Source organism: Acinetobacter sp. 129952 (genome assembly GCF_056642055.1).
This window is the reverse complement of sequence record NZ_JBWVSU010000015.1, coordinates 23,736-44,598: the sequence shown is the minus strand read 5'-3', so window position 1 is coordinate 44,598 and position 20,863 is coordinate 23,736. Positions and strand designations below refer to the sequence as shown.

Below are 20,863 nucleotides of genomic sequence, written 5' to 3'. Positions count from 1 at the left end.
TAAAATAAAAACTACCTAAATTTGATCGTATTTTCAGGAAAAGCTGTTTAAGTTAAATCAAACATTAAAATACCCTGAACCCATGAAAATTCTGATTTTGCTGTCTTTACTTAATTGCTTGAGCCTGACGGCGTGTACCTTACCCGTTTCATCTTCCCCATCTCATATCACTTCGACTCAATCGACTCAAGCCATTGCCCAATTATTTGATCAGGCGCAAAGCTCTGGCGTTTTAGTGATTCAGCGTGGTCAACAGATACAGGTCTATGGCAATGATTTAAGCCGTGCAGATACCGAATATGTTCCCGCCTCTACTTTTAAAATGCTCAATGCCCTGATTGGCCTGCAACATGGCAAAGCCACAACCAATGAAATTTTTAAATGGGATGGTAAGAAACGCAGTTTTTCAGCCTGGGAAAAAGATATGACTCTCGGTGAAGCCATACAAGCGTCTGCTGTACCCGTCTATCAGGAACTGGCGCGTCGTATTGGCCTTGAACTGATGCAACAGGAGGTACAACGCATCCAATTTGGTAATCAGCAGATTGGTCAACAGGTCGATAACTTCTGGTTGGTAGGCCCTTTGAAAATCACTCCAAAACAGGAAGTCGAATTTGTTTCTGCGTTGGCCCGAGAGCAACTGGCCTTTGATCCTCAAGTCCAGCAACAAGTCAAAGCCATGTTATTTTTACAGGAGCGGAAAGCTTATCGACTATATGTCAAATCCGGTTGGGGCATGGATGTGGAACCGCAAGTCGGCTGGCTCACCGGCTGGGTTAAAACACCGCAAGCCGAGATCGTGGCATTTTCACTGAATATGCAGATGCGAAATGGTATGGATCCGGCGATCCGCCTTGAAATTTTGCAGCAGGCTTTGGCCGAATTAGGGCTTTATCCAAAAGCAGAAGGATGACGCAAATAAAGCATGGGAAAGGCATTAAAATTAAGCTATATTTTTAAAAAATAGACATTTAAATAAAAAATATGCGTCTTCCGCTCTGTCTGCTCGTAGTTGGATTGATCATGTCTGCCTATCTGCATATGCAGACCAAAACCCATCCTCAACTGCGCTATAACTCGCTGGCTGATCGTTTGACTCATCCTTTCGATACCCGCTTACGTTTCCGGATTGATCAGGTCGATTCAGGCTTTGGACTAAGTAAAGATCAGGTCATTCAACTGAGCAAGGAAGCGATCGAAATCTGGCATCAGGGAAGCAATCGTGATGATTTGATGGTCTATGATGAAAATGCCAGGCTGAGTATTCACCTGATCTATGATCAACGCCAGCAAGACTATGATGCCTTGAAGAAAGTCGAAAAACAGTTGCTGGCAGATGACGCCAAGTATCAACGTCAGGTCAAAAATCTGGAAGCATCCCATCAGCATCTGGAAAGTCAGCAGCAACGCCTGATCCAGCAAAGAGATCAGATGAATAGTGAATTTCAGGCCTTACAGCAACGACGCCGTCAGCCAAATTTATCTGCTTATGAACATGAGCAGATTGAATATGAGGTTTTGGCTTTACAGCGCAAATCGGAAAGTTTTCAACGGGAACTTCAGTACCTTCAGGAACAGCAAAGTTCCTTTAATATGAATGTTTCCATGCATCAACATGGTCTGCAAAACCATCAGCAGAATATCATTCAAGCCCAACAGCGTTTCCCTGCCCGCGAATTTCATAAAGGCGTGTTTATGGGTGATCAAATTCATGTCTATCAGTTTGATGCAGAAGATGATCTCCGTCTGACTCTGGCACATGAACTCGGACATGCCTTGGGGCTGTATCACCATAATGACCCGGAAGCACTGATGTATCCGGTGCTGGGTAAACAGAATCTGCAACACTTCCAGCTGCGACCTGCAGACAAGACCTTGCTTTATAACCGTTAAGTGATCAGCTTGAATTCCCTAATTAATTTAAGTGTATAAGTATTATAAAAAACACTCTATTCTGATTTCATGTTATTGTGATTGGCTACATTGTTCAGGCCATCTTTGGAGATTCATGTGAGTTACTACCATATTTTAATTGAAGTAAATGACCACATTAGTACGATTGATGAAACCCGTGATATCGAAATCTTTGATATCGAGGACATCCAACCCTATCTTCATTCGATTTTGCTGCCTTATTTCAATGAACAACTGATTGAACTCGACGATGAAAATCTGGAATATAAAGATATTCTGCATCTGGAAATCAAACAGACCTTATTACCGATCAATGACCTGATCGAAGAAGAACAGCGTCTGTTGCCAAGCGATACCGACATTACCATTAGCGCCTATGAAATTTTCAATAACCGCGAGTTGAGTCAGGATGTCACTACCGTGATCTTTGACCTGCTTGAAGCGGTAAAACTGGATAGCTAAACGTTCTTCCAGATATAAAAAAGTCCTCATTGAGAGGACTTTTTTTTTGTGCATGGATTTAGATCGAGAATGAAGATCCACAACCACAGGTCGTGGTCGCATTCGGGTTTTGTACCACAAAACGTGAACCTTCCAGACCTTCTAAATAATCTACCACCGAACCGACCAGATATTGATAACTCAATGAATCGACCAGGACTTTAACATCGCCATTGGCAAATTCTGCATCATCTTCATTCTGGCTTTCTGCAAAATTAAAGCCATAAGAGAAACCTGAACAGCCGCCACCGGTCACATAGACACGGAGCATTAAGTCTTGGTTACCTTCACTGTCACGCAACTGGCGTACTTTATTTGCGGCATTGTCGGTGAGCACAAGCGCTTGGGCATTCATGGCGGATTCCTCTGTTGAATGGAATGTCTTTAAAAAGAAAAGACCATGTTTAAGTATAGCACACTCAATATATGGTCAGTCTCTACAGATTAAAAGTCAAATCAGAGTAATTTTATCAGGATTATTTGTAGTTCTCATCCTGTAAGGCACATTCAAAGTTTTTCGGGTTCTGTTTGCAGCGGAATTGCCATAACAATTTCATCATACGTTTGTCATAAACACCGCGTTTGGTCAGGTCAATTCGGGAATCCCGCATCATTTTCTGGTAACCCGATTTGTCTGCAGCAGGAATATCCATCCAGTATTTTGCTGGAATGTCCGCTTTCATTTTCCCCAAAATACCAAAGGCACGCGGTAACTGACTTCTCACCCATTCACGTGATTTTTGTCCGTAACCTGCCGGAAATTTATCTGGACGGATAATGATATTGCCTGTGACCTGCAACACCGGATAATTCACAATCGCGCCTTTGTTACCCAAACCTTTATGTAATTCCAGCGGTTTAAATACTGCTGCTGGTGCACCAATAATATCCACCTGGCCATTGTTAAACTTGGCACCAAAATTGGTGACATCGGCACTCACCGCCTGTGCGCCGACCTGCTGTACCATGATTTTTTGTGCTTCATCATAATCAAGTACGGCAATTTTTTTACCAGCGGCTTTAGCAACGGTATTAATACTGCGGTCGTTCACCAGCAGGAAAGCATCACCCACAGGAATGACACCGACTACCTCATATTTACCTTGCAGCATATGTTTGGCAAAGGTCGGACTGGCCAGTCCCTGCATGACTTTAACTGCCAGATTCAGATCTGGAATCGCGCCAATAGCATCGAGTGAACCGGTAAAATTATTGAACTGACGGCCACGCATCCCGGTCACACTAATGCCGTCACATTTTCCAGCTTTAAAATCTTCTGCAACCACCGCTTCATTGGTATTCACCCGCAGTTCGACATCTGCACCCCAATTTTTGGCCGCCAACTGATAGTCTTTCATCACACTATAGACATCACCGTTTTTACCAACCAGATCAAATACGCAAATTACCTGTTTAGCTTGCGCCAGACCTGAAACAGCCAGTGTCGCCGTAGCCAATGCCAGTGCTTTCCATCCTCTATGCATCATCCTCATTTCCTTATCGCTTGTTTTTGTTATTGCAGTTTTAGTCACATGTGATTGTTTTTTATATAAAACATGCGAATTTAATATTTAGCTCAAGCTTAAGCTATTTTATTCGCTGCACAATGGCAGATCTGACCTGGTTCAGCCATAAAAAAAGCCTAGATCAATCTAAGCTTTTTTCTTTAAAAATCAGATTATTCGCCAGCAATTGAACATTCAAAGTTGGCCTTATCGACAGAACAGCGTGCACGTTTTAAGACCGACATCATGCTGGCATCATAGATTCCGCGTTTGGTCATATCCATCCGGCCATCACGTAACATTTTCTGATACTTGGTTTTATCTTCAGCGCTCAGATTCATTTTATATTTCGACGGAATACCCGCTTCCAGACGGCTGATCATCCCCATGCTCTTTGGCAGGTTTTTGATAAACCAGTCACGCGATTTCTGTCCAAAACCTGCGGGGAATTTTTCCGGACGAATCACAAAATCAGAGGTGACATGCAGTACCGGGAAATTAAACATTGCGCCGTTATTACCCAGACCTTTATAGATTTCTAATGGCTTGTAGGCATAAGCAGGTGCACCGACCATATCCACCTGACCATTGTTAAATTTGGCGACAAAGTTAGAAACATCGGAGATCACTGCCTGCGCACCGACGCGCTGTACCATGATTTTCTGGGCATCGTCATAGCCGAGTACGGCGAATTTCTTCCCTGCGGCTTTTTCAATCGAATTGATATTCTTGTCACGAACAAAAATAAATGCTGAACCCAACGGTGAAATACCGGCAATTTCGTATTTTTTGCCGCCCATATTACTGACCATTTTCGCTGCATTACGTTTGTCCAGAGCAAAACTGATCGCACGCTGGGCAATGGCATTACTTGGTGCACCGCCCAGTGCATCAATAGAACCGGCAAATTTATTGTATTGACGGGCACGCATGGCTGTCATAAACACACCATCACATTTACCGGCCTTGAAGTCATTGTCGGCAACCGCTTCATCCTGACGGGCAATCAGATTGATTTCTGCGCCCCAGCCTTTTGCAGCCAGTGCCCATTCTTGCGCCATCTGGAAAGACTCACCGGATTTACCCAGTAAGTCAAACACACAGATATCGACTTTTTCTGCATGCGCCGCACTTGCAAAACCAAATGCAGAGAATGCAGCCAATGATAAGAGTGTTTTTTTCATTGTAGTTATCCTTTGAAATCTTGTTATTCGCTGAGTGTCCGTACACGGGACAAATATTAAGCAAGTTTAATTAAAAAAAATAGAGCATTTACTCCATTTAAAACCGGCATTTTGGCCTATAAAGATAAATCAGCAATAGTTGCCTAAGTTATTTTTAAATATATATTTAAATATCAATATCTTAATATTTAAAACTGCTTTCTTATAATTACATTTACCCAGATATAGTTACAAAGATATACATGATTTCAGATTTATTCGCCACCAATCGAACATTCAAAATTGGTTCTTTCTACCGTACAACGCGCGCGTTTCAATACGTTCATCATGCCCTGATCATAAATCCCCTGTTTGGTTAAATCGATCCGCCCATCACGCAGAATCTTTTGGTAGGCCAAACGATCTTCACGGCTTAGATTCAGAATATATTTGCTTGGAATCTCAGCTTCCATGCGCTTGACCATGGCAAAGCTGCGCGGTAACTGTTTCACAAACCAGTTTCGGGATTGTGCGGCAAAGCTTGCCGGAAACTTTTCCTGACGAATAATCAGATCAGCAGTGACATTAATCACCGGAAAATTAATCATTGCGCCTTGACGGCCTAGTCCTTTCTGTAATTCCAGCGGTTTAAATGCATAAGCCGGTGCAGCGACAATATCCACTTCGCCCTGATTAAACTTGCGAATAAAATTGGAAATTTCCGACATGACCGGTACTGCTTCAATCCGGTCGACCATGATTTTTTGCGCATAGTCATAATGCAGCACGGCAAATTTCTTGTCTTTGACCTGTTCCAGTTTATTTAGAGTACGATCACGAACAAAAATATAGGCTGGGCCAATCTGACCAATACCCGCCACTTCGAATTTTTCTTTGCCAATCTGGGTGATCAGGCGTTTGCTATTGCGTTTATCCAGTACATAGCTGATGGCTTTCATGGCAATGTCATTATTCGGCACGCCGCCAATTGCATCAATCGATCCAGCAAATTTGTTATAAGCCCGGGCACGCATTGAGGTCATATAGAAGGCATCACATTTTCCGGCTTTGACGTCCTGATCGACCTTGGCTTCATCCTGATAGGCGCTTAACTGAGTTTCGGCACCCCAGCCTTTTGCTGCCAGCGCCCATTCCTCCAGCAGCTTGTAAGACTCACCAGATTTCCCCAGCAAATCAAAAACACAGACATTCACTCTAGCTTGAGTCGAAGTCGACACCAAAAGACCCAGTGCCGACAAAATTAAACATCCCTTTTTCATTTTTATTTGACTCTATGGTATTTTTTGCTCGATCAGCCTGAACTATCAACCACTGTTCATGCATAAAATAGAGCTTTTACTCAACTAGTGCGTCTATCCCAGATCAATTGACAGAGGTGAAAAACTCACTCATTTCAGCAAAACCGGTAAGATTTTTCATTTTCACAGGGCTTTCCTTTAGAATAGGCGCAACTTATTTCTTAGCTTTGATTTCTCAATGATTCAGTTAGACCAGTTATCTATACGTCGCGGTGGACGTGTTTTATTTCAAAAAGCGTCGATGCAGTTACACCCAGGATGGAAAATTGGCCTAACCGGTGTCAATGGTGCTGGAAAATCAACCCTGTTTTCAGCCTTGCTCGGCGGCATGGAATCGGACACCGGTTCGCTGACCCGACCTGCGGTATGGACCGTGGCGCATATGGCTCAGGAAATCAAAGCACTGAATATGAAAGCCATTGATTTCGTATTGTCGGGCGATGAAGAATACTGGGATATTCAGCAAAAACTCGATCAGCCGGATCAACTGGATGATGCAGAACTGGCACATTTATATGGCCGTTTTGATGAAATTTCAGGTTATTCGGCTCCTGCCAAAGCCTCGCAGCTGATGGCGGGTCTGGGCTTCTTTGAACATCAATCACAGCTGGATGTTTCAAGTTTTTCCGGTGGCTGGCGTATGCGTCTGAATCTGGCGCGTACCTTGATGAGCCGTTCAGATTTACTACTCCTCGATGAACCGACCAACCATCTGGACCTGGATGCGATTCTCTGGCTAGAAGACTGGCTCAAGGCTTATGAAGGTACGCTGGTGCTGATTTCGCATGACCGGGATTTCCTCGATGCGATTACCGATCACATTTTACATATCGAAAATCAGGAACTGATTTTATATACCGGCAACTACTCGACTTTCGAGCGTACCCGTAGTGAACGTCTGGCACAGCAGCAACAGGCGTATGAAAAGCAGCTGGAAACCCGCGCACATCTGCAAAAATATATTGACCGTTTTAAAGCGCAAGCGACCAAAGCCAAACAGGCCCAAAGCCGGATCAAGCAACTGGAACGTATGCAGGAACTGTCTGCTGCGCATGTCGATACGCCATTTACTTTCAGTTTCCGTGAACCGACCAAAATGAGTTCGCCGTTATTGCAACTGGAACATGCCGATATTGGTTATGGCGACAAGCTGATTGTCACCAATGTAAATTTACAGATCACACCAAACAGCCGGATCGGTTTGCTTGGGATGAATGGTGCCGGTAAATCCACGCTGATTAAATCGCTGGTCGGTGACCTAAAACTGATTCAGGGTCTGCGGAAAGATTCAGAATTACTGAATATTGGTTATTTTGCCCAGCATCAAATGGATGCACTGGATGGTAATGCCAGCCCAATGTTACAGCTGGCACGTATCGCAGATAAAAAAATCAGTGAAGCCAGTCTACGCTCCTTCTTGGGTAGTTTCGGTTTTAGTGGCGAACGTATGGATACGCCAAGCGAAAGCTTCTCAGGCGGTGAACGTGCACGTTTGGCCCTAGCACTGATTGTTTGGCAGCGTCCGAATGTACTGATTCTGGATGAGCCGACCAACCATTTAGACTTAGATATGCGTCATGCACTGACTATGGCTTTGCAAGATTTCCAGGGTGCGGTGGTTCTGGTTTCGCATGAACGTCAGCTCATCGCCAGCGTCTGTGATGAACTACTACTGGTACATAATGGTCAATGCCGTGAGTTTGATGGTGATCTTACTGCCTATGCTGACTGGTTACGTCAGGCCCGTATTGAAATGATCAAAAATGGACAGAAGCCAGCAGAACCGGTGAAATCCCAAGTTGAAGTCAAACCCACCATTTCCAAACTGGACAAGGAAGCACAACGTAAAGAAGCTGCTCGCCAGCGGGAACTAAGTCGTCCAATTCGCAAGAATATTGAAAAATGCGAAGCACAGATGGCCAAACTGCAGCCACGACTGGCTGAAATTGAAAGCTTGCTGGGTGACAGTGCTTTATACGAAGCATCACGTAAAAATGATTTACTGAAACTGATGAATGAGCAAACTGAGCTCAAAGCCAAACTGGAAACAGCCGAAGAACAGATGCTGGAATTGATGATGGAACTGGAAAGTCTGGAACAGTCTTTCTAAAACTCTTCCACTAAGATTCAAGATAAGAGATGAATGACTAACGTTGTTCATCTCTTTTTTATTCACTATTTTTAATGTTTTCTCTTACCTTTTCACCTCTGTATTTTTTCATTTATGTCTAGATGCTTCTTTAATTCGATTCTTTTCTAATCATTCGATACATAAGGTCACAAATTACGTAAATCCTATATAAGTTTATTTTTTAAACAGTTGGATGCCTTATTTCATACATTAATTTACAGCGCACTGTTTCATCCTAAGGCTCTAATACAAGTGTTTTTTAATTTTTGGCAGCCTTGCTACGAGTCTGTTTAATGTTGAACTAGAGAGAGGAAATCCGCATGCGTGCTCTTACCTATCATGGTGCTCGGGATGTACGAGTTGAATCCGTTCCAGATCCAGTGATTCAGGAACCAGATGACGTTATTTTACGGGTGACAGCCACCGCCATCTGTGGCTCAGATCTGCATTTATACCGGGGAAAAATCCCGGCCACTGAAGACGGTGATATTTTCGGCCATGAATTTATGGGAATTGTAGAAGAAGTCGGCCCAGAAGTAACCGAAGTCAAAAAAGGTGACCGGGTGATTATTCCCTTTGTGATTGCATGCGGTCACTGTTTTTTCTGTGAACATGAACTCATGGCTGCCTGTGAAAATACCAATACCGGTCGTGGTGCAATTCTCAACAAAAAACAGATCCCACCAGGGGCAGCTTTATTTGGCTTTAGCCATCTGTATGGGGGTATACCGGGTGGTCAGGCTGAATATGTACGGATCCCCAAAGGCAATGTCGGACCATTTAAGGTGCCGGGTTCCCTGCCTGATGAAAAAGTATTATTCCTGACCGATATTCTGCCAACTGCGTGGCAAGCAGTGAATAATGCCCAAGTCGGTCGAGGTTCCAGTGTGGCGATTTATGGTGCTGGCCCGGTCGGTCTGCTGGCTGCTGCCTGCGCGCGGATGCTCGGTGCCGAGCAGATATTTATGGTCGATCACCACCCTTACCGTTTGCGTTTCGCGCATCAAACCTATGGGGTAATTCCCGTCAATTTTGATGAAGTCGATGCCGCTGAATTTATCATTCAAAATACCACGGGTTATCGTGGAGTCGATGCCGTCATTGATGCGGTCGGTTTTGAAGCCAAAGGTAGCATGCTGGAAACCGTAATGACCAACCTGAAATTAGAAGGTTCGAGTGGTTCAGCGCTAAGACAATGTATTGCAGCGGTCCGTCGCGGCGGTGTGGTGAGTGTACCTGGAGTTTATGCCGGTCCAATTCATGGCTTCCTGTTTGGTGATGCCTTTGACAAAGGTTTGACCTTTAAAATGGGACAAACCCATGTGCATAATTACTTGCCGCAGTTGCTAGAACATATTGAAAATGGAGATCTGTCTCCAGATCTGATTATTACCCATCGCATGAAACTGGAAGATGCTGCGGAAGGTTACCGTATTTTTGATAAAAAGGAAGAAGACTGTCGTAAAGTCATTCTAACACCATAAATATGATTAAAAAAAAGCGCCGTCAGGCGCTTTTTTATTTTTCATCGTCATTTTATCAATCCTCTTTTTCTTGTTCCTAATCAATATCATTTCAGCGACTCCCTCCCTCTTTTCTATCGAGTAATAAAAGAAATGCCCGATTTTCAATAATGAAATCAAGAAATAACTCAAAAATGAGAAATAAAAAAGTTAAGCAAAAATCGATAAAAGTATGATTTTAAATAAAAATGAAAGTTCACTTGATTATTAAATCAATTATGTAGTTTAGCTACATCTTGAGTTTTTAGTTAACAATATGTTCCACGGTAATGATTAGAGAAACTACACTATATTTACAAGTATTTAATTTATAATAATTTTCTATTTTAAAGCCAATCCAAGGAATAGTCTGGTCATACTAGCAATATATCGCCAAATCTAGCTTTAAATTTAAAATGCTATTTTAAATTTAAAAACACTTATCCACAAGATAATCGATTTCAAATTTGAATTTAAAATAAAGAATTAATACGTGGATTAAAGCTTGCGGAAAAATACTATCTTATTCACATAAAAATTATGGATAACTTTAGAGTTATCCACATCTCTGATCAGGCTTTCTAGATGCTTGAAGCAATATTATTCACGTATTATTTAGCGTATTAGACCAAGTTTCTTATAAGCTATTGAAAATTTAAAATTTAGTTTTAGCAGCTTTTTATTTATTTTTGAGATATTGGATCTTCTGAATAGGCGATTTATTATTTTTTAGTCGAATCCACCTAAAGTATTCGATCTGTTTTTATTACACGCATCTTTAAATACCACTTTGACTGATCCAGTTTTCACCTAGTGTCGTGAACTGCATGCAAACTTCTCATCGTATAAAGAACGTCTTTCTACCTCACTTTCCTATTCAAAAATTATTTTAGAAGTTCTGATGCAGATCATTTTTATAACGATAGATTCACTCCAGATTTCAGGTATTCTCCCGAGTTGGTAATCTCTATACATAAACCCTTTCTTAGAGTCGATTTGGCTTACTCAACTTGGCTTTTTAAAACCTAAATGAACCCGTTCCATATCTAAAAATCGGTCCAAAATTACTTTATTTTGCCTAGCTCACAGGATATGAGTAAAAAAATTGGTCTAAAAAAAGCGCCTCGAAAGGCGCTTTTTTATATCTGATTTTATCCTGAAGGGTTATGCATCAATATCTGCATTCAAGGCATTTTCTTCAATGAAAGCACGACGTGGTTCTACGTCATCGCCCATCAAGCAAGAGAACATACGATCCGCTTCAATCGCATCAGTAACTGTCACTTGCAGCATGTTACGGTTGTCTGGATCCATGGTGGTTTCCCATAACTGTTCCGCATTCATCTCGCCCAGACCTTTATAGCGCTGGATCATCATGCCACGACGTGAGTCCTGCAAGATATGTTGCCAAACCTGATGGAAATTGCTGACCTGAATCTTGCGATCGCCTTTTTGCAAATATGCACCCTCTTCAAGCAGACTAAACCAGCTCTTTGAATTCTTTAATAAACGTGCATATTCACTTGAACCTAACAGTACTGAGTCTAACAGGTAGCTATGTGGCAAGTTATGTACATAGATCGTGATACGTGGCAACCAGCTTGCAGTTTTTTGACCATCTGCCAGTTCTTTTTCAAAACGCTCCAGGGTTAATTCTGGACGTAATGTTGGCTGAATGGCTTCAATCGCTGCACGCAGATTCTCACCCCATGTTTCCACATAGGTTTTGTCTTCCAGCTGATCCAGCTTAAAACCTTCCAGTGAAAGTAGTGCATCAAGCAGACTCGCAGGATAACGCTGGGTCAAACGTGCCAAGCTCTTCTGGGAAGTCTGATAATCAGCAATCACATTCGCCAGTGCTTCACCACGAATCGCAGGCGCTTCTGCACTGATATGCAGTTCCAGCTCATCAATCGCATTCGAAATTAGGTAAGTTTCCAGTGCATCATTGTCCTTGATGTACTGTTCCTGCTTGCCTTTTTTCAGCTTGTACAGTGGTGGCTGGGCAATATAGATATGACCACGTTCCACAAGTTCTGGCATTTGACGGAAGAAGAAGGTCAACAGCAGCGTACGGATGTGTGAACCATCGACGTCAGCATCGGTCATGATGATGATTTTATGATAACGCAGTTTGTCCGGATTATATTCCTCACGACCAATACCACAGCCGAGTGCGGTAATCAGCGTACCGACTTCAGCAGAGGAAATCATGCGGTCAAAACGGGCACGTTCCACGTTCAGGATCTTACCTTTCAGCGGTAAAATCGCCTGCATTTTACGGTTACGACCTTGCTTGGCTGAACCACCTGCAGAATCACCCTCGACCAGGTACAGTTCAGACAAAGCTGGATCTTTTTCCTGACAATCGGCCAGTTTACCTGGAAGACCGGCAATATCCAGCGCACTCTTACGACGTGTCATTTCGCGTGCTTTACGCGCTGCATCACGCGCACGTGCTGCATCAATGATCTTGCCAGCAATCGCTTTGGCTGCTTGTGGATTTTCCAATAAATATTCAGAAAATGCCTTGTTCATGGCCTGTTCAACAGCCGTTTTCACTTCACTCGACACCAGTTTTTCTTTGGTCTGTGAAGAGAATTTTGGATCAGGTACTTTGACTGACACGATGGCAGTCAGGCCTTCACGCGCATCATCACCCGATACCGCAACTTTTTCCTTTTTCAGGATATTTTCGCTGTCCATGTAGTTGTTTAAACCACGGGTCAACGCAGCACGGAAACCGGCCAAATGCGTACCACCATCCTTTTGCGGGATGTTGTTGGTAAAGCAACGTACATTTTCCTGATAAGAATCATTCCACTGCAATGCGACTTCTACCGTAATACCGTTATCGGCCTGTGCAGCAGTGAAATGGAAAATATCATTCAGGTGAGTTTTGCCTTCGTTAATATATTTAACGAACTCAGACAGACCACCTTCATAATCAAAGACATGCTCGGCATTAATGCGTTCGTCACGCAGCACAATACGCACACCTGCGTTCAGGAACGACAGTTCACGCAAACGACGCGCCAAAATATCAACATTAAAAATGGTCTGACTAAAAGTCTCGGCACTTGGCCAGAAACGGACACGAGTACCGGTTTTATCGGTATCGCCCACTACTTTTAATGGATATTGAGAATCGCCATGACGGTATTCTTGTTCATGAATTTTACCGGCACGGTGAATGGTCAATTCGAGTTTTTCAGACAGTGCGTTGACTACGGAAACACCGACACCATGCAGACCGCCAGACACTTTATAACTGTTGTCGTCGAACTTACCACCGGCATGCAGAATGGTTAAAATCACCTCTGCTGCAGACACACCTTCTTCAGGGTGAATGTCGGTCGGAATACCACGACCATTATCAGAAACTGAAACCGATTCATCTTCATGGATCGTCACTATAATTTCATCACAGTGGCCTGCCAAGGCTTCATCAATCGAGTTGTCGACTACTTCAAACACCATGTGGTGCAGGCCTGTACCATCGTCTGTATCACCAATGTACATGCCCGGACGCTTACGGACTGCGTCTAAACCACGTAATACCTTGATGCTAGAGGAATCATAAGCCTTTTCAATGGTTTGTTCTGTTTGAGAAGCAGCTTGATCTTCTGAACTCATGGTTTCTCCCTAGTGAAAAATAGGTCTATCCAAAGATGGGTAAAACTCAAAAAATATTATTGCACAACTTGAACTGTACCGTTTTCAACACTGAATAACTGATATGAGATAGACAAATCATGTAAGTGCTTTTGTACTGATTCATGGTCTAGGGTGGTAATAAAAACTTGACTACCAAGTTGGCTCAATCGCTCAATTAAACGTTGTTGTGCGGTTAAATCTAATTCTGCTGTCACATCATCTAATAATACCACAGTTTCCTTATTACAAGAATGTAGCATTGCGATTTGCGACAGTTTTAGTGCGATCATCAGCAGCTTTTTCTGCCCGCGCGACAGGATCACATCAGCATCCCCCATCGGGGTCTTTAAACGCAAATCTGCGCGATGTGGGCCATATTCGGTATAGCGTCGCTCACAGTCTTTTTCATGCTGGTTGGTCAGATCATTTAGCAGGCCGGTTTCACTATGAAAGCCCGGACTGTATTCCAGACTGACTTGCAATTCAGGTAATAACTGTTTCAGATCATCTTCAAAAAATGGCTTCCATTGTTCCACAATCCCGACACGTTGCGAGTGCAGGATTTCACCATATTCACTCAACATCTGGTTCCACGGTTCCAGATCAGACAAACTGAGAAAGCGTTTGCTTTTGAGCAGACTATTTCGCTGTTTCAGCGCACGAGAATAATATTGCCAGGCATGATAAAACTCTGGTTCCACGTGGAACATTAACCAGTCGAGCAATTGACGTCGTGGTTTAGCACCATGATCGATAATATCGGTGCTTTGCGGATCAATCAGCTGCAAGGGCAATAGTTTGGCCAGTTGCCCCTGAGTCGCGACCAGATCGCCATTGACCTTAATCAACTGTTCCCCACTGGCCATTTTTTGCATGCCAATTTTTTCAGTCGCAGATTGTGCAAACACAATCGCATCCTGTGCGCCATGCTGGATATAATTTTTAGGGATATGGGTACGGAAAGAACGACCAGCAGCCAGTAAATGAATCGCCTCTAAAATCGAGGTTTTACCTGAACCATTTTGACCATAAAAAACATTAAACGGCTGCAATCCGTGGAGAGCAACCGTCTTTAAATTCCGTACACGCTCAATATGTAAACGCGTAATATGCATGTCTTATACGAGTATCAAGAGCCGCGACTTAAACACGCATCGGCATGACGACATAAGTTTGATCGGTATGCGTCGGGTCCTGTACCAAGACCGACTGGTTGGCTTCAGTCATAGTCATCGATACATCATCGCCATCCAACACACCCAGCACTTCAATCAGATACTGCGCATTGAAGGACATTTCTAGCGGTGAATCGGCATATTGAATCGCCAGATCTTCAATCGCTTCATCCTGCTCCGGGTTATTCGCGCGAAGTTGCAAAGAATCAGCATTGAAGTTTAGAAACACACCACGCAGCTTTTCATTACTTAAAATCGCTACACGTTGCAAAGACTGCTTGAACACGTCATGCGCGATCATCACCACTTTGTCGCCACCACGTGGAATCACACGACGATAATCCGGGAATTTACCATCAATCAGCTTGGTGGTGAAACGTACGGTAATATCCGCCTGTTCCTTGTCACGGCTTGGCATATTGATGGTCACATTGAGCAGTTCACGACCAATCAATAGAGATAATTGCTCATCTTCAACGCTGAGCAGGCGCTGTAATTCTGCAACGGCCTTACGTGGCACAATCGCCTGAATCGGCTGTGTTGCAGTAGATTGTGCCGCTGTTTCACATAGTGCTAGGCGGTGGCCATCGGTGGTGACTGCACGTAGCTGATTGGCATCAATTTCCAGCAAAGTACCGGTCAGGTAAAAACGTACGTCCTGAACCGCCATGGCAAAAGCAGTTTTTTCAAATAGACGTTTTAGCTCACGCTGTGTAACCGTTACTTGCGTGCCTTGGGTGTTTTCAGTGTTCAGTAATGGATAATCATCAGCAGGCAAGGTACCCAGTACAAAACGGCTGTTGCCTGATTTAAGGATGCAGCGCTGATCTTCAGTAATATGCAAATCCACCAATGCCGCTGAAGGAAGTGACTTACAGATATCAATCAGCTTACGTGCAGGAACTGTGGTCTCACCTTCCTGCAAACATGCACCTTCAGCCAGTGCTGTACTCGCCACCAGTTCGACTTCCAGGTCGGAACCGGTCACGGTCAATGCTTGCGCAGTCACCTGAATTTTCAGGTTAGACAGGATATTCAAGGTATGGCGACGTTCAACCGCTCCTACGACATGTGAGAGAACATTCAGTAAGCTTTCTTTCGCGATTTTTAAACGCACGGTGCATTCCTCTAAAGCTGAAGATTAATATAGAAAAAGTGATTTTTTTGACGGTTTACTATGCGGCAAAAGCAGCCGCATAGCAAGAATAGAATTTGAGCGATTTAGGTCAACTTTGCAATAGACGTTGCAGGTTTTTATAGTCTTCGTTAAAGATCGGATCTTCTTCCCGCAGGCTCTGTACTTTCTCGCAGGCATGCATCACGGTACTGTGATCACGACCGCCAAAAGCCATGCCAATTTCCGGAAAACTGTCGCCTGTTAATTCACGTGCCAGCCCCATCGCCAGTTGACGTGGGCGGGCATAAATCCGGGTGCGTTTTGGACCGACCAGTTCTTTCAGCGGAATCCGGAAATACTCACTCACGACACGCTGAATATTTTCAGTACTGATGGTACGGGCACGAATTGCCAGCACATCTTTTAAAGATTCACGCACCACATCCAGATCAATTGGCGTGCCTTTAAAACGTGAAATCGCCACCACTTTGTTCAGCGCACCTTCCAGCTCACGCACGTTAGCCACCACCTGCTGGGCAATAAACAGCGCACAGTTACGTGGTAAATCGACCTGGTTGCTTTCTGCTTTTTTCAGCAGAATTTCAATTCGGGTTTCAATATCTGGCGGTTCAACCCCGACCGACAACCCCCAGGAAAAACGTGAAACCAGACGTGGATCCAGCTCTGTCAGCTCTTTAGGATAACGATCCGAAGTCAAAATAATTTGCTTGGACTCATCCAGAAGTGCGTTAAAGGTGTAGAAAAATTCGACCAGACTGGCCTCTTTACCGGCCAGCAAGTGAATATCATCGACCAGTAACAGATCCAGAGAACGGCAGTTTTTCTTAAACTCTTCGACTTTACCCTGCTGCAACGAGCTGACAAAGTCCTGTACAAAACTTTCTGCGGTCATGTACATGACGCGTGCATTCGGTTTGGCCTGCAACAATGCATTACCGACCGCCTGCATCAAGTGAGTTTTACCCAGACCGGTCGGACCATATAAAAATAACGGGTTGTGCTGTGAAGCACCCAGCTGGGTCAGTACCTTGCGACAGGTTTCTGCCGCCATCTGGTTAGATCGGCCTTCCACAAACAGCGAGAAGGTAAACAATGGATTCAACTGACGTCTACGGCTATTTTTGCCGCTGTCTTCTTTTTCTTTCTTCGGCTTCGGCACTGGCATCGGTGTCGAGGTCAATGCCGCAGTCGTGGTCGCCGGTTGTTCACTGGCAGATAAAATCGCCCCTGGACGTGAATCGACCAAAATCTCGACCTTGCGTACCCGTCCTTCAGACAACTGTTCTGCCAGAATCGTGATCAGTTCCAGATGATGTTCTTGAATGTAACGCGTCCAGTAAGGATTAGGTGCATACAAACGCAAGCTGTCTTCCAGCTCTTCTGCAACCAATGGGCGAATCCACATTGTAAAGACATTTCCAGAGAGCTCTTGTCGCAGGCGATTTAAGCAGTCCGTCCAAAGCATGTGAATCCCCTATTCATTCCATTGTTCATTCAAAAAAGATGACCGCGACCAAAAGCGGGTCGCCATTCTAACCAAGTTATCCACATCTGTCATGGCAATTTCCACAAAAACTGTGCAAAAAGAAATCACCATGCATAAATTTAACTTTAAAACCCAGTGTGGATAAGTTTATCCGCAAGCTGTGGATAAAATATATCATAAAGTTATCCACAAAGTATAAAATTAATAGAAACAGTTTTATCCACAATATAAGTTCATGTTTAAATAAATAAAAAGTGGCTTATCCATAGAAAAAGCGCTCCCTAATAGTAATAAATTTAAATTTATAAATTTGAATTTATTTATAAGATCACTGGTTTTTGTGGGTAACTCAAAAAACTTCAAATTTAAATTCAAAACTGTAAGTTAAATTTAAAATCTGGATAACATGTGGATAACTTTGTTGATAGAGTTGTTTATAACTTATATATGTTTATATAACAATAACTTAATTTGTGATTAACTTGAATTGAACTATTTTTTATTCAGTTCTCTGAAAAACCAGGGTCTTTATATTTTTTGATCTTATTTGAAAAGAAAACCGCTTTTGCATTGACAGCTCAAGCAATGAGCACTAAAATCGCGGACCTTCATAGAAAGATCATTTTTTGGAGTTTCAATATGAAACGTACATTCCAACCGTCTGAATTAAAGCGTAAGCGTGTTCATGGTTTCCGTGCTCGTATGGCTACTAAAGCTGGTCGTCAAGTATTAGCTCGCCGTCGTGCAAAAGGTCGTCATAGCTTAACTGTTTAATCAGTTACGCTAAGACGATTTTGGGTGTTATGACAAAACTTTATAGTTTTGGCACAGAGTTGCGATTACGCTGTGCTGCTGATTATAAAGGTGTCTTTGATGGTGCGCTTTTTAAAGTGCATCAACCCCATTTCTTATTTCTTGCAAAACATTCCGAACTGCCAAATAGCCGTTTGGGTTTAGTTGTTGCCAAGAAGAAAGTGCGACGCGCACACGAAAGAAATCGAGTAAAACGACTTGCTCGCGAAAGTTTTCGCCTGCATCAACAGCAATTAGATGACTTAGACATTGTAATCATGCCGAAAATGGGTGTTGAAGCAGTGCCTAATTCAGAATTGCACCAGCAATTACAATTTGCCTGGCAGAAACTTAACCGTCTTGCCAAAAAGCATTCAAAAATAGCCCCCTCCCCACAAAAGTAGAGTTGGCCAATGGTACGTTTACTGCATTGGTTGATCCGTTTCTATCAGATTGCGATTAGTCCTCTTCTTGGACCGCGCTGTCGTTATATTCCAACTTGTTCTCAATATTCCTTGGAAGCAGTCCAGATGCATGGCGCTGGGCGTGGAGTGTGGCTGGCTACTAAACGTATTTGCCGTTGTCATCCGTGGGGGGGCTCGGGATATGATCCTGTTCCCTCAAAAGCGATTCGTTTTATTTCATTTCAGCAAATAGATTCTCAAACGCTTCACGTTGCTGTACCCTTTCGTGATCGTTTATTGAACCAAAATCACTCTCACCACTTGGGGTAATACATATGCAACAATGGGCCAGGATTGCAATTCTCGGAGCCATGTTTGTTGTCGCATATTTGCTCATTTTGGCGTGGCAAAAAGATTATGGAAATGCTGAAACAAAACCGCAGCAGGAAACTGCTGTTGTTTCGCATGACGTATCTGCAGATTTGCCAAATGGTCAGACGGCTACAGTTGCCTCTGATCTGCCACAAGCAAATGTGCCAGCACAGCAAGCCACGGATGCCACAGCACCTGTAAGTCAGCAGCTTATTTCAGTACAAACTGACCTTTATCACCTTTGGATCAATCCTAAGGGTGGTGATATTGTTCGTATTGAATTACTCAATCATGACAAGAACAAAGACAGCGATGAACCGTTCGTGATGCTGGAAAGCGATGCGAAACGTACTTATGTCGCCCAGTCTGGCCTGATCGGTCTGAATGGACCGGACAGCAGCCGTAACGGCCGTCCAATGTATGAGCTGGAAAAAACGGCTTATACTCTGGCAGATGCGAAAACAGTCAAATCCAAAGATGGTGAAAACCTGAAAGTATTGTCTGTACCGCTAGTGTTTAAAACTGCTGACGGGATCGAGATTATCAAGACCTTCAATTTCACTGAAGGTGAATATCCGGTCGTGGTAAATCACAAAGTGGTTAACCGCAGTGGCCAGACTTGGCAAGGTCAGATGTTCGGTCAGATCAAACGGGATAACTCGGAAGATCCAGGCAAATCTGATCAGGGGATCTTCACGCTGGGAACATTCCTCGGCGGTGCATGGGGTACCCCGGACGAGCAGTACAACAAGCTTAAATTCGACAACTTTGTTGAAGAAAAAGTCAGTACTGAAGCGACAGGTGGTTGGGTGGCAATGGTACAGCACTACTTTGTCAGTGCATGGGTTCCAGGTCAGCTGAAGTTGACTCAAGGCAATGGCGAAGCTTATAGCGCCAAGCTTGAATCACGTAAATCAACCGATAACATGAACATCATCGGTTTTACCTCACCGACGTTCAATGTGCCTGCAGGTACAGTGGCTGAAATTGATGCGACTTTCTATTCAGGTCCAAAAATCCAGTCAGAACTGAAAGATTTAGCTGCGGGTTTAAACCAGACCGTTGATTATGGCTGGTTATGGCCAATTGCGAAATTACTGTTTGTCGGTCTTGAATTCTTCCATGGTCTGGTGGGTAACTGGGGCTGGGCAATTATTCTGTTGACTATCTTGGTGAAAGTAATCCTGTGGCCATTGTCGTCGAAGAGCTATCGCTCGATGGCGAAAATGCGTGTGATTGCGCCAGAAATGCAACGCATGAAAGAAGAGTTCGGTGAAGATCGCATGCGCTTCTCTCAAGAAATGATGGCATTATACAAACGTGAACAGGTCAATCCGCTTGCCGGCTGTTTACCACTGTTATTACAAATGCCGATTTTCCTGGCCTTGTACTGGGTATTGATGGAATCTGTGGAACTGCGTCATGCGCCATGGATGCTGTGGATTCAGGATTTGTCTTCAATGGATCCTTGGTTCATTCTGCCGTTGTTGATGGGCTTGACGATGTATATCCAACAGTCGTTAAATCCACAACCAACTGATCCAATGCAGGCGAAAGTCTTCAAGTTTATGCCGATCATCTTTACCGTATTCTTGTTGTTCTTCCCGGCAGGCTTGGTTCTGTACTGGATCGTCAACAACTTGATCACGATTCTGCAACAAACTTTGATTAACAAGTCTGTTGCCAAAGATCGCGCGAAACGTGATGAGGCTACTCCAGTCAACTAAGTTGTACGGATAGGCTGAATAAATCCGCTTAAGATGGTAATCTTAGGCGGATTTTTTTTGGCTGTACTTTTGAGTCT

At 43.6% G+C, this 20,863-nt stretch carries 17 protein-coding genes; 9 read left to right on the top strand and 8 right to left on the bottom strand.

Annotated elements, in window-relative coordinates; all coding sequences use genetic code 11:
• The first annotated feature begins 82 nt into the window (after positions 1–82).
• From blaOXA to AC1IR0_RS13860, 3 genes are all read left to right on the top strand, one after another.
• Complete coding sequence (blaOXA, locus tag AC1IR0_RS13870; protein WP_409655341.1) at positions 83–913, top strand: OXA-134 family carbapenem-hydrolyzing class D beta-lactamase; 831 nt, start codon at positions 83–85, stop codon at positions 911–913.
• A gap of 71 nt (positions 914–984) precedes the next feature.
• The gene (locus AC1IR0_RS13865; RefSeq protein WP_409655338.1) at positions 985–1,893 is read left to right on the top strand and encodes a matrixin family metalloprotease; all 909 of its coding nucleotides are present in this window, start codon (positions 985–987) and stop codon (positions 1,891–1,893) included.
• 105 nt (positions 1,894–1,998) lie between these two features.
• Positions 1,999–2,376, top strand: coding sequence for a hypothetical protein (locus tag AC1IR0_RS13860; protein WP_409655355.1), 378 nt, complete (start codon positions 1,999–2,001; stop codon positions 2,374–2,376).
• Positions 2,377–2,434: 58 nt separating this feature from the next.
• On the opposite strand, the gene erpA is transcribed toward AC1IR0_RS13860, so the two are convergent.
• The 4 genes from erpA to AC1IR0_RS13840 all read right to left on the bottom strand — a co-directional run bounded on the left by erpA (position 2,435) and on the right by AC1IR0_RS13840 (position 6,363).
• Positions 2,435–2,770 (bottom strand): iron-sulfur cluster insertion protein ErpA, encoded by a 336-nt coding sequence (gene erpA / locus AC1IR0_RS13855; RefSeq protein ID WP_004281944.1) that lies wholly within the window; start codon positions 2,768–2,770, stop codon positions 2,435–2,437.
• Between the two features lie 121 nt (positions 2,771–2,891).
• Positions 2,892–3,899, bottom strand: a complete 1,008-nt coding sequence (locus tag AC1IR0_RS13850) for a putative solute-binding protein (RefSeq protein ID WP_005094842.1) — start codon at positions 3,897–3,899, stop codon at positions 2,892–2,894.
• Positions 3,900–4,093: 194 nt separating this feature from the next.
• Positions 4,094–5,104 carry a putative solute-binding protein gene (locus AC1IR0_RS13845; protein ID WP_005094844.1) on the bottom strand — a complete coding sequence of 337 codons (1,011 nt, stop codon included), beginning with the start codon at positions 5,102–5,104 and terminating at the stop codon, positions 4,094–4,096.
• 254 nt (positions 5,105–5,358) lie between these two features.
• Positions 5,359–6,363, bottom strand: coding sequence for a putative solute-binding protein (locus AC1IR0_RS13840; RefSeq protein WP_409655333.1), 1,005 nt, complete (start codon positions 6,361–6,363; stop codon positions 5,359–5,361).
• Between the two features lie 217 nt (positions 6,364–6,580).
• Between AC1IR0_RS13840 and AC1IR0_RS13835 the strand changes: the two genes are divergently transcribed.
• Complete coding sequence (locus AC1IR0_RS13835) at positions 6,581–8,512, top strand: ATP-binding cassette domain-containing protein (RefSeq protein ID WP_180039049.1); 1,932 nt, start codon at positions 6,581–6,583, stop codon at positions 8,510–8,512.
• A 341-nt stretch (positions 8,513–8,853) separates the two neighbouring features.
• A complete protein-coding gene (locus AC1IR0_RS13830; protein ID WP_001202407.1) occupies positions 8,854–10,017 on the top strand; it encodes a zinc-dependent alcohol dehydrogenase in 1,164 nt (387 codons plus the stop codon).
• A gap of 1,182 nt (positions 10,018–11,199) precedes the next feature.
• Here the strand turns inward: AC1IR0_RS13830 and gyrB are convergent.
• From gyrB to dnaA, 4 genes are all read right to left on the bottom strand, one after another.
• Positions 11,200–13,671, bottom strand: a complete 2,472-nt coding sequence (gene gyrB, locus AC1IR0_RS13825) for a DNA topoisomerase (ATP-hydrolyzing) subunit B (protein ID WP_184413612.1) — start codon at positions 13,669–13,671, stop codon at positions 11,200–11,202.
• Between the two features lie 56 nt (positions 13,672–13,727).
• Positions 13,728–14,807: a DNA replication/repair protein RecF gene (gene recF / locus AC1IR0_RS13820; RefSeq protein WP_114541696.1), complete on the bottom strand. Its 1,080-nt coding sequence runs from the start codon at positions 14,805–14,807 to the stop codon at positions 13,728–13,730.
• Between the two features lie 28 nt (positions 14,808–14,835).
• Positions 14,836–15,984 carry a DNA polymerase III subunit beta gene (dnaN, locus tag AC1IR0_RS13815; protein ID WP_409655326.1) on the bottom strand — a complete coding sequence of 383 codons (1,149 nt, stop codon included), beginning with the start codon at positions 15,982–15,984 and terminating at the stop codon, positions 14,836–14,838.
• A gap of 109 nt (positions 15,985–16,093) precedes the next feature.
• Complete coding sequence (dnaA, locus tag AC1IR0_RS13810) at positions 16,094–17,470, bottom strand: chromosomal replication initiator protein DnaA (protein WP_004281934.1); 1,377 nt, start codon at positions 17,468–17,470, stop codon at positions 16,094–16,096.
• A gap of 660 nt (positions 17,471–18,130) precedes the next feature.
• Between dnaA and rpmH the strand changes: the two genes are divergently transcribed.
• The 4 genes from rpmH to yidC are packed head-to-tail and all read left to right on the top strand — an operon-like array spanning position 18,131 to position 20,786.
• Positions 18,131–18,265 (top strand): 50S ribosomal protein L34, encoded by a 135-nt coding sequence (gene rpmH / locus AC1IR0_RS13805; RefSeq protein ID WP_000831329.1) that lies wholly within the window; start codon positions 18,131–18,133, stop codon positions 18,263–18,265.
• Between the two features lie 29 nt (positions 18,266–18,294).
• The gene (rnpA, locus tag AC1IR0_RS13800) at positions 18,295–18,687 is read left to right on the top strand and encodes a ribonuclease P protein component (protein ID WP_312586810.1); all 393 of its coding nucleotides are present in this window, start codon (positions 18,295–18,297) and stop codon (positions 18,685–18,687) included.
• 9 nt (positions 18,688–18,696) lie between these two features.
• Positions 18,697–19,017 (top strand): membrane protein insertion efficiency factor YidD, encoded by a 321-nt coding sequence (gene yidD, locus AC1IR0_RS13795; RefSeq protein WP_004281931.1) that lies wholly within the window; start codon positions 18,697–18,699, stop codon positions 19,015–19,017.
• Between the two features lie 5 nt (positions 19,018–19,022).
• The gene (gene yidC, locus AC1IR0_RS13790; protein ID WP_005245552.1) at positions 19,023–20,786 is read left to right on the top strand and encodes a membrane protein insertase YidC; all 1,764 of its coding nucleotides are present in this window, start codon (positions 19,023–19,025) and stop codon (positions 20,784–20,786) included.
• The last annotated feature ends 77 nt before the right edge of the window (positions 20,787–20,863 follow it).